Here is a 16,122-nt window from a genome sequence, read left to right as displayed (position 1 = left end):
CACCCACCGCCTCTGGGCGCGACCAAACTCCTTGATCAACGAGGCGGACACGGAGGCGAGCGCGGGCGCGGGCGCGGGCAGCTCTCGCGATCATGGGGTTGTGGTCGCTGGTTTGTGGCTTTTGTTCGCATTTTTGGCCGCCACGACTCCATGATCGGCGGCGTCAGCGTGAGGTGCGGAGAGTCGGCGGCGAGCGTGCGACCTGGCGTAGGCAGGGAGGGCGGCGGACGTGCGGGCGACGGCAGCAGGGGCGGAGGGTGGTGCGAGCAGGGAGGGTGAGGGCAGGGGTCAGCGGAGGAGGTGGAGGGCGGCGGGGACGGCGGTGACGGTGACCGGGAGGGGTAGCGAGCGCTCGCCGTCGGCGTACGTGGTGATGCCCTCGGCGGCCACCGTCACCGTGCGGGCGCGGTAGGTGCGTACCAGCGGGTGGTCCACGTGCGTGCCGGCGTAGATGCGCGGCTTGACGCGGATCAGGGTACGGCGGTCGAACCGGCCGCCGACCACCACGTCGAGCAGCCCGTCGGTCGGGTCCGCGTCCGGGCAGATCCGCATTCCGCCGCCGTAGCTGGCGCTGTTACCGACTGCCACCAGCACCGCGTCCACGTCGACCCGCTCGCCGTCGAGGGTGAGGGTGTACCGGCGTGGGCGTAGTCGGGCCAACTCCACCAGGATCGCCAGGTCGTAGCGCCGGGCGCCCTTCGGCCGGCGCATCCGGTTGGCCCGCTCGTTGACGATCGCGTCGAAGCCGGCCGCGAGCACCGCCCCGTACCAGCGCACCGTGTCGTCGTACCCGGTCATTCTGGCCAGGTCGACCGGCCGGCTGCGGCTCTCGCGCAGTGCCGCCGCGATGGTGTCCGCCGCCGCGCAGGGGTCGCTCGGGAATCCGGTCTCGATCGCGAAGTCGTTGCCGGTGCCGGCCGGCACCGGGGCGAACGGCACCGTGGTGCCGGCCACCGCCTGCATCGCCCGGTGCACCGTGCCGTCGCCACCCACCGCGACCAGCGCGGACACGCCCTCGGCGACCGCCGCCCGGCAGGCCGCCTCGGCCTCGAGCGCGCTGCCCGCGCGCAACAGCCGCACCGGGCGCCCGGCGGTCGAGAGCCGGTCCACCAGGTCCGGCAGCAGGCCCCGGTGTCGACCACGCCCGGCGGTCGGATTCGTCAGTACGGCGACAGGCCCGTCGGGGTTCGGGAGGTGATCGTCTGCGGTCACGGCGTGCACCGTACCCGCCATCCGGTCCCGGGGTCAGCGGGGAAAGGGCCGAATTCCCGGGCCCGCACAGCACGAACGCCGCCCCTTGGCGGGAGCGGCGTTCGTGGTGATCGTCCGGGTCAGGTCACGTCGTCGAAGCGACGCTCGATCGGCCTGGGTGCGGTGACCGGCTCGGGGGCCTCGATCGGGCTGGACGCCTCCACCCGCGCGCCCGCCTGCACCGGTTCCGGGTCGGTCTCCAGCGGGGAGACCTCGTCGTCGTCGAGACCGGCGTAGACCTCCTTGCCGCGTCCGCGCCGCTTGTCGTTGAGGAACGCGACCCCGACGGCGGCGAAGTAGAGCGCGCACAGACACAGTGCCAGCGCGGTCATACCGAACGGGTCCGGCGTGGGGGTGACCACCGCGGCGAAGGCGAAGAACAGGAAGACGGCTATCCGCCACCAGCCGAGCAGCTTCTTCGCGCTGGCGATACCGACGAAGTTGAGCATCAGCACGATCAGCGGGAACTCGAACGCCACCCCGAACAGCAGGATCAGGTTGGTGACGAACGATATGTAGCGGGTGATGTCCAGCGTCGTGTTGATGTCGTCGCCGGAGACCTGGAGCAGAAACTCCAGGCCCTTGGAGGTGACGAAGTACGCCAGCACCGCGCCGGCCGCGAACAGCGGTGCCGCCAGTGCGGTGAAGATGTACGCGTACCGCCGCTCGTTGCGGTGCAGGCCCGGCGCGATGAACGCCCAGAGCTGGTAGAGCCAGATCGGCGCGGCAATGATCAACCCGACCCACAACCCGATCTTCAGGTTGAGCAGGAAGAGGTCCGCCGGGCCGAGCTGGACGAAGTTGCATCGACCGTCGGGCGTCGTACTACCGGGAAGCTGGCAGTACGGCTGCGACAACAAATGACGGACCGGACCAGCCAGCCAGATACCGATGCCGAAGCCGACCAGGATGGCCAGCGACGCCTTGAACAGCCGGGTGCGCAGCTCACGGAAGTGCTCGACCAGGGTCATCGAGCCGTCGGAGGCCCGCTCGAAGTTGCTCGGCCCGCGTTTGCGGAGTCCGAAGGCCACGGTGATCGGCCTCCGGAATCAGTTCTCGCGGACGCGCTGCACCGGGTCGGCGACCGGCTGCTGCACGGAACCCTGGTACGGCGGTTGCACAGTGCCCTGGTACGGCGGCTGCTGGGGGGCATGCTGGGGCTGCTGCGGCGGGTACGGCTGGTAGCCGGCCTGCGCGTCGGCCTTGCCGGCGAGGTCGCGGTCGTCGTCGGCGAGGCTCTTGGTCTCAGCCTTGATGATCCGCAGCGAGCGGCCCAGGGAGCGCGCCGCGTCGGGAAGCCGCTTCGCACCGAAGAGCAGGATCATCACGACCACGAGTACGGCGATGTGCCAGGGCCTGAGGGCACCCATGGGAAACTCCAGTCGCTCTGTGTCGATGAGGGTGTACCGCAGCCCATCGTACGTGCGTCATCGGCTGTTGCCACCCGCCGGGCGAAGGGGCGTCCCGGTGGGTGAAGTCTCGACCACGTACGAGCATCCCGTCAACCACCGAATCGATCATGCGGGGCCGGATCGGGGCAGGTCGACGCTCAGTCGCCCCGGCGGGCGCGGATCAGGGTCAGCCGCTGCTCGGTCGTCTCCAACCGGCTCTGCAGGCTCTCGGCACGCTGCTGGAGGCTCTCCGCGGCGGCGCTCAGCGCGACGGCCTCGTCGGCCCGCCGCTGCAACCGCCCGACTGCCCGGCGCAGATGCGGCAACCGGGCCAGCACCGGACGAACCGCCAGCGCGAGGACGACCAACGGCACCAGCACCAGCGCGAGCACGATCCACTTCAGCACGGGCGTCAGCCTACTGCCTGACCGCCTGCGCCGCCGGGTCCGCACCCGGTGACACCGGCGTCGCGTACGCCTCCAGGGCCGCCACGGCCGCGTCCCGCACCTGCTCGGCCAGCTCGGCCGGAGCCACGACGGTGACGTCCGGCCCGAGGCCGAGCACGAACCGGCGGGCCCAGCCCAGGTCGGTGACGCGCAGCGAGACCACCCAGCGTTCGCCGTCGGACTCGATCCGCTCACAGGGGTAGTACTCGGTGATCCACCGCTCCCCCCGGCCGATCCGCAGCGTGATCAGCGGCAGCTCCGACGAGGGCCGGAACACGCCCTCGCTGAGGTCCTGCGGGCGGGCCTGCGGCGGCACCACGGCCGGCTCGGCCAGCTCGGTGACCGCGTCGATCCGGTCGGCCCGGAACAACCGGACCGCCTCGGCCCGGCGGCACCACGCCTCGACGTATGTCCGACCGCTGACCATTAGCACCCGTAGCGGGTCGATGACGCGTTCGGTGGTCTCGTCCCGCGCCGCCGTGTAGTACGTGATGCGCAGCGCGCGGCCGCCCTCCACGGCGGCACGGAGCTGCTCCACCCGGCCGGTGTCGCCGGGCAGCCGCACCTCCACCGGGGCCGCCACCTGGTCACCGGCGGCGTCCTCGATCTTGGCGAGGGCCCGTTCGACCGCGTCCCGGTTGGCCACGCCCGGCGTCTCGGCCAGCATCCGCAGCGCCACCACCAAGGCCAGCGCCTCGTCGGGCGTGAGCCGCAGCGGCCGGTCGATCCCGGCGTCGTAGGTGATCGTCACCCGGTCGCCGTCGAAGGCCATGTCGATCAGGTCACCCGGGCCGTACCCGGGCAGCCCGCAGACCCACAGCAGCTCCAGGTCCTCGCGGAGCTGGCGCTCGGTGACGCCCAGGTCGCCGGCCGCCTCGGCGATCTCGATGCCGGGCCGGGCGAGCAGGTACGGCACCAGGTTGAGCAGCCGGGCCAGCCGGTCGGCGGAAGTACGGGAAGAGGTCTTCGCACTCACTGAGCTGGCCTTCCGTTCGCGACTGCGGGGCTCGCAAGCTCACTCCTCGCGCTCACCGAACCGACCCTCCGCTCACGACTGCGGGGCTCGCAAGCTCACTCCTCGCGCTCACCGCGAGACCGCCATGTCGTCGTGCCGGACGGCGATCTCCTTGAGGCGCTGGATGACCGCCTCGCGTACCTCCGGCGGGTCGAGCACGCGCACGTCGGGCCCGTAGCCGACCAGGTGCCCGGCCAGGGACTCGGCGTCGGCGTAGGGCAGGACCAGCCGGTCGCCCTCCGGCCCGGCGGTCACCTCCACCGCCCAGCGGCGCAGCCCGGCGGCCCGCCCCGAAGCCACCAGCACGGTGGCCCGACCGGGCCGTTCGGTCGGGCCGAACCAGCGGGCCACGTGGCTGATCAGGTCGACGTCGGCCGGTGGCTGGTAGGCGCCCGAGGAGCCGGTGGCCCGGACCGCACCGGCGACTCGGGACAGCCGGAAGCAGCGGGTGGCGTCGCGGTCCAGGTCGTGGCCGACCACGTACCACCGGCCACGCCAGCAGACCACCCCCCACGGTTGCAGCCGGCGGCGGGTGGGTGCGTCCTGGTCCGGTACCCGGTAGTCGAAGCGGACCTCGCGCCGGTCCCGCGCGGCGGCGGTCAGCGGGGCGAACGCCGGGTCAACCGTCACCATGGGTTCCAGGCCGAGGGTGGCCTGCGGGTCCACGTCCACCCCGGCGGCACGCAGCTTCGCCAACCCGGAGGAGGCGGCGGCGGCCAGACCGGCGTGCTGCCACAGCCGGGCGGCGATGCCGACCGCGGCGGCCTCGTCCGGTTTCAGGGGAATGTCGGGAAGGGCGTACTCGCGCTGGGCGATCCGGTAACCCGGCTCGGTATCGAAGGCGCTCGCCGTCCCGGTCTCCAGCGGTACGCCCAGCTCCCGCAGTTCGGCCTTGTCACGCTCGAACTTGCGCTGGAACGCCTCGTGTTCCCGGGCGTCGTCGGGGTGGTGCTCGTAGCCGGGCACGGTCGCGGCGATCTGCGCAGCGGTCAGGAACCGCCGCGTGGACAGCAGGCAGATCACCAGGTTGACCAGGCGTTCGGTGCGACTTCGCGACACGGCGTAGACGCTAGCAGCCGCGCCGCTTCCGCCACGCACCCGCGCCGCCCCCGGATGCTTCCGGATGTAAGGAAGGGTCCCCTACTAACGCCTCGTGCATAGGAAGGGTCCCTTCCTAACATCCGTACCCGGACGTCAGCGGGCGACGGGACGGAGGTTAGCGTTCGGGGATGGTGCGATGGCGGGCGGGCGTGGTGGCGGCACTGCGGCGACGGTGGACCGGAGCCGTGGAACTCGACGTCGAGCTGACCGACGGCACATCGATGCGCGCGCTGGCGTACCCGGAGCTGGTGGGTGAGCCCGAGCCCGGTGACCGGGTGCTGCTCAACGCCGGAGCACTGCTGATGGGGCTGGGCACCGGTGGGTACGCCCTGGTGGTGGCGGTGCCCGACCGGCTGCCGCCGGACCCGCCGCAGGCTCTCGACTCCCGCGACGCGGGCCACCTGGTCAAGGCGCGCTACACCCCGTTGCAGCCGATCCTGCTCGGAGTCGACGAGGAGGCGTCGCCGTACCGCGAGGTGCTGGCCGCCGCCGAGGATCTGGGCGGCCTGCCGGTGGTGACCGCCGACCTGCACTCGGCGTTGCCGGCGATCCTGGCCGGCATCCGGGCCGACGCGCCGCACGCGCGGGTGGCGTACCTGCTCACCGACGGTGGGGCGCTGCCCGCCTGGTTCTCCCGGACGCTGGCCGGGCTGCGCGACGAGTTGGTCGGCACGATCAGCGTCGGGCAGGCATTCGGCGGCGACCTGGAGGCGTCGACCCTGCACAGCGGGCTGCTCGCGGCCCGGTACGTCCTGCACGCCGACGTCGCCGTGGTGGCGCAGGGCCCGGGCAACCTGGGCACCGGCACCCGCTGGGGTTTCTCCGGGGTCGCCGTGGGCGAGGCGGTCAACGCGATCGCCGCGCTGGGCGGGCGGCCGATCGGCTCACTCCGGATCTCCGACGCCGACCCCCGCCCCCGACACCGGGGCGTCTCACACCACAGCCTGACCTCGTACGGGCGGGTGGCGCTGGCCCGTGCGGATCTGGTGGTGCCCGACGGCCTGGACCCGACGCTCACGGCCGAGGTCGACGCCGCGCTGGCGCCGCTGGCCGACCGGCACACGCTGGTACGGGTCGACGACGCGGGCCTGGACGCGGCGCTGCGGCGCAGCCCGGTGCCGCTGTCGACGATGGGACGCGGCCTGGACGCCGATCATGCCTACTTCCTGGCCGCCGCGGCAGCCGGCCGGTACGCGGCCCGCCTCACGTCGACGACGCCCCCACCACCCACCGCCTCCTGAGGCACCCGATGCCGCCAGCGCATCGTGCTGGCACCCGGGGCCGGGAGGCGCGGCGAGACGGATCGCGCCAGCGACTGCTGGCATCCCACGCGGACAACGGCGTGAGCGGGATTCGCAGAGCGTGTTAGCAGGGGTCCCCTGCTATACCGCAGGCGTTAACAGGGGGCCCTTCCTTACACCTCAGGCGTACACCTCAAGCGAAGATGATCAAGGCTAGCCAGCCGCCGATCATCGCGGCCAGCGCCAGCGCGAGCACCCAGGTGGGGACGGTGTACTCGCCTCGACGGTTGCGCTCGACTTCGGCGCGCACCTTCTCGCGGCGGCGTTCGATCCAGCTCTGCCGCTCGGTGCCGGGGGTGGGGGGTTCGGGAGGAAGCATGGCCCGACCAGCCTACCCGGGCCCGTCCGACGCGCGGACAGGCCCGGGCGGGACCGGTCACATGCTGGCGATCAACCGCTCGACCCGCTCGTCGTACGCCCGGAACGGGTCCTTGCACAGCACGGTGCGCTGCGCCTGGTCGTTGAGCTTGAGGTGCACCCAGTCGACGGTGAAGTCCCGCCGCTTCTCCTGGGCGTGCCGGATGAACTCGCCCCGCAGCCGGGCCCGGGTGGTCTGCGGCGGCGTCTCCTTCGCCTCGAAGATCTCCGGGTCGGTGGCCACCCGATCCACGTCGCCACGCCGCTCCAGCAGGGCGTAGAGCCCGCGCCCGCGCCGCAGGTCGTGGTAGGCGAGGTCCATCTGCGCCACCCGGGGGTGCGACAGCGGCAGGTCGTGCTTGCGCTGGTAGCGCTCGATCAGCCGGAGCTTGGTGACCCAGTCGATCTCACGGGAGACCGGCTCCAGGTCACCGGACTCCACCGCGCTGAGGACGCGGCCCCACAGCTCGACCACCCGCTTGGCGGTCTGGTCGCCGCCGCGCCGCTCGACGAACTCGATGGCCTTGGACAGGTACTCCTGCTGGATCTCCAGGGCGCTGATCTCCTTGCCGGAGGCCAGCCGCACCTTGCGGCGACCGGTGATGTCGTGCGACACCTCGCGGATGGCCCGGATCGGGTTCTCCAGGGTGAGGTCGCGCATCACCACCCCGGCCTCGATCATCCGCAGCACGATGTCGGCGGTGCCGACCTTGAGCAGCGTGGTGACCTCGTTCATGTTGGAGTCGCCGACGATGACGTGCAGGCGGCGGTACCGCTCGGCGTCGGCGTGCGGTTCGTCCCGGGTGTTGATGATCGGGCGGCTGCGGGTGGTCGCCGAGGAGACGCCCTCCCAGATGTGCTCGGCCCGCTGGGACAGGCAGTAGACGGCACCGCGCGGTGTCTGCAGCACCTTGCCGGCGCCGCAGATCAACTGCCGGGTGACCAGGAACGGGATCAGGACGTCGGCGAGCCGGCCGAACTCCCCGTGCCGGGACACCAGGTAGTTCTCGTGGCAGCCGTAGGAGTTGCCGGCCGAGTCGGTGTTGTTCTTGAACAGGTAGATCTCACCGGCGATGCCCTCGTCGTGCAGCCGCTTCTCCGCGTCGATGAGCAGCCCTTCCAGGATCCGCTCACCGGCCCGGTCGTGGGCGACCAGGTCGACCACCGAGTCGCACTCCGGGGTGGCGTACTCGGGGTGCGAGCCGACGTCGAGATAGAGGCGTGCGCCGTTGCGGAGGAAGACGTTGCTCGACCGGCCCCAGGACACCACTCGGCGGAACAGGTATCTGGCTACCTCGTCAGGGGACAGCCGCCGCTGCCCACGGTAGGTGCAGGTGACGCCGTACTCGGTCTCCAGACCGAAGATTCGCCGCTCCATGATGAGACATTAGCCGTACCGGGGCCCAGTTCGTCACTGTCGCGGCCCGTACGCGTCGATGAGGCCAGGTCAGGACGCCCCGGGAAGCCCCGCGCCGGCCAGGCCCGCCGTGTACGCGCGGCACGTGTCGTAGTCCGGCAGCAGCCCCCGTCGCCGCACCTCGGCGAGGCTCGGCGCGGCGGCGTCACGGGCGGAGAGCTGCGGTGATCCGGTCGGCCACTCGATGCCCAGCTCCTCGTCGAGCGGGTGCACCGCGTGCTCGCCGGTGGGGTTGTAGGTGGTCGAGCAGACGTAGCTGAGCGTCGCGTCGTCGGTCAACGCGCAGAAGCCGTGGCCGAGTCCTTCGGCCAGATAGACCGCGCGTCGGTCCACGTCGTCCAGGCGTACGCCCTCCCAGCGGCCGAAGGTCGGCGAGCCGATCCGCAGGTCCACCACCACGTCGAGCACCGCGCCCCGGACGCAGGTGACGTACTTGGCCTGCCCGGGCGGCACGTCGGCGAAGTGGATGCCGCGCACCACGTCGCGGGCCGACACGGAGAGGTTGCCCTGCGCCAGCCGCAGCGGGTGCCCGACCGCCTCGGCGAGCCGGTCGAAGCGGTACCACTCCAGGAACAGCCCGCGCGCGTCGCCGTGCTGCTGCGGGACGATCTCCCAGGCTCCCTCGATGCCCAGTGGCCGGATCTTCACGGGGTCACCTGCACCGGCACGGTCCGGTCGATCAGGTCGCCGCGCTCGCGGGCGAGCAGGTCGAGCAGGTAGTCGCCGTAGCCGCTCCTGGTCAACGGCTCGGCCAGCCTCCGCAGCTGCGCATCGTCGATCAGACCGGCCCGCCAGGCCACCTCCTCGACACAGCCGATCTTCATGCCCTGCCGTTCCTCGATGACCCGGACGAACTCGGCGGCCTGCATCAGCGAGGTGAAGGTGCCGGTGTCCAACCAGGCGGTGCCCCGGTCCAGCACGGTCACCGACAGCTCCCCGGCCCGCCGGTACGCCTCGTTCACCGCGGTGATCTCCAGCTCGCCCCGGGCGCTCGGGGTCAGGCCACGGGCGATCTCCACCACCCGGTTGTCGTAGAAGTACAGGCCGGGTACCGCGTACCGGGACCGGGGCCGGACCGGCTTCTCCTCGATCGACAGCACCCGACCGTCGTCGTCGAAGTGCACGACGCCGTACGCCTGCGGGTTGGCCACCGGATAGGCGAAGATCCGCCCGCCGACGGGGTCGCCCGCGGCGGCGAGCTGACCGCCCAGGCCGACGCCGTGGAAGATGTTGTCGCCCAGGATCAGCGCGACCGCCTCGTCGGCGATGAAGTCCGCGCCGAGCACGAACGCCTGGGCGATGCCCTCCGGGCGGGGTTGGGCGACGTACTCCAGGCGCAGCCCGAACTGGCTGCCGTCACCGAGCAGGCGCTGGAACTGGCCCTGCTCCTCCGGGGTGGTGATGACCAGGATCTCCCGCACCCCGGCCATCACCAGGGTGGAGAGCGGGTAATAGATCATCGGCTTGTCGAAGACCGGCATGAGCTGCTTCGACACCGCCCGAGTGATCGGCCACAGTCGGCTTCCGGTGCCACCGGCGAGCAGGATTCCACGCACCTGCGGAGCGTACCGGGAGGAACCGGCACAGGGCACGCGGCGCAACCGCTGGTTTGCGGCTGTTTCGCGTAGACTTTCGGATCCGTGAGGATCCTGGTCACCGGCGGCGCCGGATTCATCGGTTCGGAGTACGTCCGGCTGCTGCTGGGCGTGCCGGGCGGCAGCACGCAGGGAGTTTCCCCGGTGCAGCCGGCGGGCGTCACCGTGCTGGACGCGTTGACCTACTCCGGCAACCCGGCCAATCTCGATCCGGTCCGCGACGCCCCACGGTTCCGGTTCGTGCGGGGCGACATCCGCGACGCCGAGGTGGTGGACGAGGTCGTTCCGGGGCATGACGTGATCGTGCACTTCGCCGCCGAGTCGCACGTCGACCGCTCGATCGCCGGGGCCGCGCCGTTCGTCACCACCAACGTGCTGGGCACCCAGACGCTGCTCGACGCCGCGCTGCGGCACGGCACCGGACGGTTCGTGCACGTCTCCACCGACGAGGTGTACGGCTCGATCGCGGACGGTTCGTGGACCGAGGACTGGCCGCTGGCGCCCAACTCGCCGTACTCGGCGTCGAAGGCCGGCTCGGACCTGCTCGCGCTGGCGTACCACCGTACCCACGGTCTGGACGTGGTGGTGACCCGCTGCTCCAACAACTACGGGCCGTACCAGTACCCGGAGAAGGTCATCCCGCTGTTCGTGACGAACCTGCTCGACGGGCGGACCGTGCCGCTCTATGGCGACGGCGGCAACGTGCGGGACTGGCTGCACGTGCACGACCACTGCCGGGGCATCGCGCTGGTGCAGCAGCAGGGCCGCGCCGGCGAGATCTACCACATCGGCGGCGGCACCGAGCTGACCAACAAGGAGCTGACCGCGCTGCTGCTCGACGCGTGCGGCGCCGACTGGGACCGGGTGGTGGCGGTGCCCGACCGCAAGGGCCACGACCGTCGCTACTCGCTGGACATCTCGAAGATCAACCAAGAGCTGGGGTACGCCCCCAGCATCCCGCTGGAGGCCGGCCTCGCCGACACCGTCCGGTGGTACCGGGACAACCGCTCCTGGTGGGAACCGCTGACCCGGGCGCAGTCCGCGTGAGGGCGCTGGTCACGGGTGCCGGCGGGATGCTCGGCCGGGACCTGGTGGAGGTCCTCACCGCCGCGCACAGGGTGACCCCGGCCACCCGGGCCGACCTCGACATCACCGACGCCGCCGCCGTGCACGCCGCGGTGGCCGGTCACGACGTGGTGATCAACACCGCCGCGTGGACCGACGTGGACGGCGCCGAGTCGAACGAGGCGGCGGCCACCCTCGTCAACGGCGTGGCGGTGGCGCACCTCGCCACGGCCTGCGCCGCGCACGGCGCCCGCCTGATCCACCTCTCCACCGACTACGTCTTCCCGGGCGACGCGGCCACCCCGTACCAGGAGGACACGCCCACCGCGCCGATCAACGCGTACGGCCGGAGCAAGCTCGCCGGGGAGCGGGCCGTGACCCGGCTCCTGCCCGACGCCGGTCACGTGGTCCGCACCGCCTGGCTGTACGGCACCCACGGCCGCAACTTCGTCAGCACCATGCTCGACCTGGCGGCCCAGCGCGAGTTCCTCGACGTCGTGGACGACCAGCGGGGCCAGCCCACCTGGTCGTACGCGCTGGCGCGGCAGTTGGTGGCCCTGGCCGGGGCGGCCCTGGCCGGTCAGGCGGCCCCCGGCGTCTACCACGGCACCTGCGCCGGCGAGACCACCTGGTACGGCCTGGCCCGGGCCGCGTTCGCCCTGCACGGGCTCGATCCGGACCGGATCCGGCCGACCACCAGCGACCGCTTCCCGCGTCCCGCCGCCCGACCGGCGTACAGTGTGCTAGGGCACGACCGATGGGCCGCCGCCGGGTTGTCACCTCTCCCGGACTGGCACACCACACTGGGCGACGCGCTCGCCCTCGCCGCTCCACCCTCCCCGTGGAAGGTCGCATGAGGCTCACCCTGGTCACCGGCTTGACCGGTCTGGTCCTGCTGGCCACGATCGTCGAGTTGCTGCGCCGTCGACAGCTCCGCGAGAAGTACGGCATGCTCTGGCTCGGGCTGCTGTTCGTGGTCATCCCCCTGTCGCTGTTCCCCCGGCTGCTCGACGGCGTCGCCGACCTGCTCGGCGTGGCCTCCGGCGTCAGCCTCGTGCTCTTCCTCGGCATCGTCTTCCTCCTGCTCGTCTGCATCCACCTGAGCTGGGAGGTCAGTGCGCTGGAGGAGGAGACCCGCACGCTCGCCGAAGAGATCGCGCTGATCCGCGCCGAGATCGAGGCCGACCGGGCGGCACGGGACGAGCTGGTGTCCCGCGATGGTTAACGGCAAGCGCCTCCTGGTCGTCATCCCGGCGCTCAACGAGGCCGGGTCGATCGCCGACGTGGTCCGCGAGGTCCGTGGCGAGCTGCCCGGCGTCGACGTCCTCGTGGTGGACGACGGCTCCACCGACCGCACCTCGGCGGTCGCCGCCGCCGCCGGTGCCCGGGTCGCCCGGCTGCCGTACAACCTCGGTGTCGGCGGGGCCATGCGCCTCGGCTACCGGTACGCGTACGACCACGACTACGACGTGGCGGTGCAGATCGACGCCGACGGCCAGCACGACCCCCGGTACGTGCCGAAGCTGGTCGACCTGCTCGACGAGCACGACCTGGTGATCGGTGCCCGGTTCGCCGGTGAGGGCGAGTACGCCGTGCGCGGGCCCCGACGCTGGGCGATGGGGATGCTGTCGATGGTGCTCTCCAGGCTGTCCGGCACCACGCTGACCGACACCACGTCGGGGTTCCGCGCGGCCAACCGGCGGATGATCGCGATGTTCGCCCAGTGGTACCCCGCCGAGTACCTCGGCGACACCGTCGAGACGCTGGTGCACACCGCCCGCCGGGGCTACCGCATCCACCAGGTGCCCGTGGCGATGCGGCGGCGGATGGCCGGCACCCCGAGCCACTCCCCCGCCCGGGCGATGATCTATCTCGGCCGGGCGCTGGCCGTGCTCACGCTGGCCCTCATCCGCCGGTGATCGGTCGCCTGCTCCGTCTCGTCCCGCCCGGCACCGTCCCGGTCGGCGCGGGTCTGGCCATCGTGGGCCTGGCCGCGTACGTGCACCTGGCGGTGGCCGGGCACAACCTCACCGCCGGGGACTACTCGTCGCTGTCGGTGCTCTGGTCCTTCGTGTTCACCGTGGGCCTCGGCGTGTTCCTGCCGGTCGAGCAGGAAATGGCCCGGCTGGTCGCCGCCCGCCGGACCCGTGGGTTGCCGCCCGGCCCGGTGCTGGCGCGGGGCGCCGCCGTCGCCGCCGTCACGCTGGGCCTGCTGGTGCTGGTCTGCGTCGCGGCCGCCGACGTGCTCGCCGACCGCCTCTTCGCCGGTGACACCGGGCTGGTGTGGGCGCTGTGCGGCGCTCTCGCCGCGCTGGCCGTGGCACACACCACCCGGGGCGTGCTCTCCGGGCTGCGGCAGTTCGGCTGGTACGGCAGCCAACTCGGGATCGACGGCGGGCTGCGCATCGGGCTGGTGGCCCTCCTCGGCCTGGCCGGGGTCGACTCGCCGATGGCGTACGCACTGGTGCTGGTCGTGGCCCCGCTGGTCGGCGTCGCGTCGACCGTGCCACCGGTGATCCGGGCGGCCGGTGGCGGCGCGGCCCTGCCCTGGCCGGCCCTGCTGCGCGGGCTGGCCCTGCTCACCGTCTCCAGCCTGCTCGCCCAGGTCGTGGTCAACGTCGGCGTGATCAACGTACGGCTGCTCGCCCCGGCCGACGTGGCGACCGCCGGCGCGCTGCTCTCCGCGCTGGTGCTGGTCCGCATCCCGTTGTTCGTGTTCGGCTCGATGCAGGCCGCGCTGCTGCCCGGCCTGTCCACCGCCGCCGCCACCGGCGACCAGGCGGCCTTCGGCACCCTGCTGCGCCGGGCCCTGGCCGTCGTCACCGCGCTCGGCGTGCTCGGCGGCGTGCTGGCCGCGCTGCTCGGCCCGTGGCTGGTCCAGGTCCTCTTCGACGCCCCGGACGTCCTCGGTCACGGCGACTTCGCCTGGCTCGGCCTGGCCACTCTGGCCTACCTGTGGGCGATGGTCCTCGGGCAGGCGCTGCTCGCCCGCGACCAGCACCAGGCGCAGGCCGTCGCGTGGATCGTCGGGGTCGCCGCGCTGGTCGTCGCCACCCTCGCCCCGCTGAGTGTCGCGCTGCGCGTCGAACTCGGCTACACGGTGGGTTCCCTGGTGGTCGTCGCGGTGATGCTCACCCGGCTGCGTCGGGGCACCACCCCCACCCCGCCCGTCGCGGTCCCGGTGTCCGCGAGCACCCCCGGAGGCATCCGATGAGCCCACCCCGCGTGACCGCGGTGATGCTCGCCTACGGCCCCGAGCCCTGGCTGGTCGACGCCGCCGAGGCCGTCCTGGCCAGCACCGGCGTCGACCTCGACCTGGTCGTGGTGGACAACGGCTGCACCGGTGACGGCATCGACGTGGTCAAGGGCCTGCCGGGGGTCCAGGTGATCCGGCCGGACGAGAACACCGGTTACTCCGGCGGGTGCAACGTCGGCGCGGCCGAGGCCACCGGCGACTGGCTCGCCTTCGTCAACTCCGACGCGGTCGTCGCCCCCGACGCGCTCGCGAAGGTGGTCGCGGTGGCCGCCGAACCGGGCGTGGGCGCCGCGATGGCCTCCATCCGGCTCGCCCACGATCCCGACCTGATCAACACCTCCGGCAACCCGCTGCACTTCACCGGCCTGTCCTGGGCCGGCGGCAACGGCGAACCCGCGAGCGAACACGCCCGCCGGACCGTCGTACCGTCGCTGAGCGGCTGCTGCTTCGTGATCGGCCGGTCCCGCTGGACCGATCTGGGTGGCTTCCCCACCGAGTACTTCGCCTACCACGAGGACACCGAACTCAGCCTGCGGCTGTGGCAACGCGGCCAGCGGTTGGAGTACGTGCCGGACGCCGTGGTGCGGCACCACTACGAGTTCTCCCGCAACGATCTCAAGCTCTACCTGGTCGAACGCAACCGGCTGCTGACCCTGCTCACCGCCTACCAGGGCCGTACCCTGGCGCTGCTGGCGCCGATGCTGCTGCTCACCGAGGTCGCCATGCTGGCCGCCGCGCTCGCCGGCGGCTGGTCCCGGCAGAAGACGCGCGGCTGGGGCTGGCTCTGGCGGCACCGCGACTGGGTACGCGCCCGTCGCCGCCGGTTGCAGTCGGAGCGCACCGTCGGCGACGGGGTGATCGCCGACCTGATGACCGCCCGGGTGGCCCCCTCGAACGTGGCCGCTCCCCCGGGAACGGGTGTCTTCAACGCCCTCGCCGCCGCCTGGTGGGCGCTGGTGCGGCCGCTGCTCGCGCGTCGCTGAGCCACCGCCCGACGAAGGTCACGATCGGGTGCTCCGGGAACGGCACGGCGCCCGACAGTCGGAACTGTCGGGCGCCGGGGAACTCCAGAATCGGGTACGGCGTCAGGCGTCCGGCTTGTCGCCCGGCTTGTCCTCCAGGTCCGCCGAGCCGGCCGACGTGGTCGGCTTGTGCGCCTCCTCGGTCGGGGTGGTCGGGGTCTCCGCCCGGTCACCCTCCGCCGCCGCCTCGCCCTCCGCGCCGCCGTCGAGCAGCCCGGTCAGCGCCGCACCGGTGATCCGTCGGAAGGTACGCCCCACCCGGTTGCGGTCCAGGACCGCCACCTCCAGTTGGTCGGCGGCGATCGTCCGGGCGGCACCGCCCTCGCCACCGACGCTGCCCAGCGCCTGCACCGCCACCTTCACCGCCTCGCCGAGCGACATGTCCGGCCGGTGGTTCGACTTGAGCACCCCGGAGATGGCGTCGGACTGCCCGCCCATCGCCATCCGGCCCGGCTCGTCGGTCACCGAACCGTCATAGGTCAGGCGGTAGAGCGAGTCGTCCGCCGGCGTGGCACCCACCTCGGCGACGCAGATCTCCACCTCGAACGGCTTGGACTGCTCGGTGAAGATCGTGCCGAGGATCTGCGCGAACGTGTTGGCCAGTGCCAGGCCGGTGACGTCACGCCGGTCGTAGCTCAACCCGTTGAGGTCGGCCATCCGCACCCCGGCCCGGCGCAGGTTCTCGAACTCGTTGTAGCGACCGACGGCCGCGAAGCCGATCCGGTCGTAGATCTCGCCGACCTTGTGCAGGGTGCTGGAGAGGTTCTCCGCGACGAAGAGAACCCCACCGGCGTAGCTCAGGACCACCGCGCTGCGTCCCCGGGCGATGCCCTTGCGGGCCAGCTCGGAACGGTCGCGCATGATCTGTTCGGGCGAGGCGTAGAACTGCATGGCCACGGCGGCGG

Annotated in this window: 18 protein-coding genes; 7 read left to right on the top strand and 11 right to left on the bottom strand. The window is 72.2% G+C overall.

Annotated features, from left to right (window positions below; all coding sequences use genetic code 11):
• Positions 1-288 precede the first annotated feature (288 nt).
• The 6 genes from ACWDVW_RS05310 to ACWDVW_RS05285 form a co-directional block, all read right to left on the bottom strand.
• Positions 289-1,233 carry a diacylglycerol kinase gene (locus ACWDVW_RS05310; protein ID WP_449945090.1) on the bottom strand — a complete coding sequence of 315 codons (945 nt, stop codon included), beginning with the start codon at positions 1,231-1,233 and terminating at the stop codon, positions 289-291.
• 98 nt (positions 1,234-1,331) lie between these two features.
• Positions 1,332-2,282, bottom strand: coding sequence for a twin-arginine translocase subunit TatC (gene tatC / locus ACWDVW_RS05305; RefSeq protein ID WP_449945087.1), 951 nt, complete (start codon positions 2,280-2,282; stop codon positions 1,332-1,334).
• Between the two features lie 18 nt (positions 2,283-2,300).
• Positions 2,301-2,621, bottom strand: a complete 321-nt coding sequence (tatA, locus tag ACWDVW_RS05300) for a Sec-independent protein translocase subunit TatA (protein WP_449945084.1) — start codon at positions 2,619-2,621, stop codon at positions 2,301-2,303.
• A gap of 179 nt (positions 2,622-2,800) precedes the next feature.
• Positions 2,801-3,049: a hypothetical protein gene (locus ACWDVW_RS05295; protein ID WP_350694785.1), complete on the bottom strand. Its 249-nt coding sequence runs from the start codon at positions 3,047-3,049 to the stop codon at positions 2,801-2,803.
• A gap of 10 nt (positions 3,050-3,059) precedes the next feature.
• Positions 3,060-4,064 carry a helix-turn-helix transcriptional regulator gene (locus tag ACWDVW_RS05290; RefSeq protein ID WP_350694786.1) on the bottom strand — a complete coding sequence of 335 codons (1,005 nt, stop codon included), beginning with the start codon at positions 4,062-4,064 and terminating at the stop codon, positions 3,060-3,062.
• Between the two features lie 108 nt (positions 4,065-4,172).
• The gene (locus ACWDVW_RS05285) at positions 4,173-5,162 is read right to left on the bottom strand and encodes a helix-turn-helix transcriptional regulator (protein ID WP_449945080.1); all 990 of its coding nucleotides are present in this window, start codon (positions 5,160-5,162) and stop codon (positions 4,173-4,175) included.
• Between the two features lie 170 nt (positions 5,163-5,332).
• Between ACWDVW_RS05285 and ACWDVW_RS05280 the strand changes: the two genes are divergently transcribed.
• The gene (locus ACWDVW_RS05280) at positions 5,333-6,445 is read left to right on the top strand and encodes a DUF3866 family protein (protein ID WP_449945078.1); all 1,113 of its coding nucleotides are present in this window, start codon (positions 5,333-5,335) and stop codon (positions 6,443-6,445) included.
• A gap of 193 nt (positions 6,446-6,638) precedes the next feature.
• Here the strand turns inward: ACWDVW_RS05280 and ACWDVW_RS05275 are convergent, their stop codons facing one another.
• The 4 genes from ACWDVW_RS05275 to rfbA form a co-directional block, all read right to left on the bottom strand.
• Positions 6,639-6,824: a hypothetical protein gene (locus tag ACWDVW_RS05275; RefSeq protein ID WP_449945076.1), complete on the bottom strand. Its 186-nt coding sequence runs from the start codon at positions 6,822-6,824 to the stop codon at positions 6,639-6,641.
• Positions 6,825-6,881: 57 nt separating this feature from the next.
• Entirely contained in the window at positions 6,882-8,240 is a 1,359-nt protein-coding gene (pafA, locus tag ACWDVW_RS05270) for a Pup--protein ligase (protein WP_131052323.1), read from the bottom strand.
• Positions 8,241-8,309: 69 nt separating this feature from the next.
• Positions 8,310-8,927, bottom strand: coding sequence for a dTDP-4-dehydrorhamnose 3,5-epimerase family protein (locus ACWDVW_RS05265; protein WP_449945074.1), 618 nt, complete (start codon positions 8,925-8,927; stop codon positions 8,310-8,312).
• A complete protein-coding gene (gene rfbA / locus ACWDVW_RS05260) occupies positions 8,924-9,835 on the bottom strand; it encodes a glucose-1-phosphate thymidylyltransferase RfbA (protein ID WP_449945071.1) in 912 nt (303 codons plus the stop codon). Before rfbA ends, ACWDVW_RS05265 begins: the two co-directional genes overlap by 4 nt.
• 84 nt (positions 9,836-9,919) lie before the next feature.
• Here rfbA and rfbB point away from each other — a divergent pair, with 84 nt between their 5' ends.
• The 6 genes from rfbB to ACWDVW_RS05230 are packed head-to-tail and all read left to right on the top strand — an operon-like array spanning position 9,920 to position 15,178.
• Positions 9,920-10,921: a dTDP-glucose 4,6-dehydratase gene (gene rfbB, locus ACWDVW_RS05255; RefSeq protein ID WP_449945069.1), complete on the top strand. Its 1,002-nt coding sequence runs from the start codon at positions 9,920-9,922 to the stop codon at positions 10,919-10,921.
• Positions 10,918-11,796 carry a dTDP-4-dehydrorhamnose reductase gene (gene rfbD / locus ACWDVW_RS05250; RefSeq protein ID WP_449945066.1) on the top strand — a complete coding sequence of 293 codons (879 nt, stop codon included), beginning with the start codon at positions 10,918-10,920 and terminating at the stop codon, positions 11,794-11,796. Before rfbB ends, rfbD begins: the two co-directional genes overlap by 4 nt.
• Complete coding sequence (locus tag ACWDVW_RS05245; protein ID WP_350694802.1) at positions 11,793-12,164, top strand: DUF2304 domain-containing protein; 372 nt, start codon at positions 11,793-11,795, stop codon at positions 12,162-12,164. Before rfbD ends, ACWDVW_RS05245 begins: the two co-directional genes overlap by 4 nt.
• Positions 12,157-12,858, top strand: coding sequence for a glycosyltransferase family 2 protein (locus ACWDVW_RS05240; RefSeq protein ID WP_449945063.1), 702 nt, complete (start codon positions 12,157-12,159; stop codon positions 12,856-12,858). The genes ACWDVW_RS05245 and ACWDVW_RS05240 overlap by 8 nt, the downstream gene beginning before the upstream one ends.
• Positions 12,855-14,153 carry a lipopolysaccharide biosynthesis protein gene (locus ACWDVW_RS05235; protein ID WP_449945060.1) on the top strand — a complete coding sequence of 433 codons (1,299 nt, stop codon included), beginning with the start codon at positions 12,855-12,857 and terminating at the stop codon, positions 14,151-14,153. Before ACWDVW_RS05240 ends, ACWDVW_RS05235 begins: the two co-directional genes overlap by 4 nt.
• The gene (locus ACWDVW_RS05230; RefSeq protein WP_449945058.1) at positions 14,150-15,178 is read left to right on the top strand and encodes a glycosyltransferase family 2 protein; all 1,029 of its coding nucleotides are present in this window, start codon (positions 14,150-14,152) and stop codon (positions 15,176-15,178) included. Before ACWDVW_RS05235 ends, ACWDVW_RS05230 begins: the two co-directional genes overlap by 4 nt.
• A gap of 102 nt (positions 15,179-15,280) precedes the next feature.
• Here the strand turns inward: ACWDVW_RS05230 and prcA are convergent, their stop codons facing one another.
• Positions 15,281-16,114 (bottom strand): proteasome subunit alpha, encoded by an 834-nt coding sequence (prcA, locus tag ACWDVW_RS05225; RefSeq protein WP_449945055.1) that lies wholly within the window; start codon positions 16,112-16,114, stop codon positions 15,281-15,283.
• Positions 16,115-16,122: the final 8 nt, after the last annotated feature.

The sequence above is a fragment of the Micromonospora sp. NPDC003241 genome, from assembly GCF_053589795.1.
Note: the sequence above shows the minus strand (reverse complement) of the source record. Positions and strands in the feature narration are given on the sequence as shown.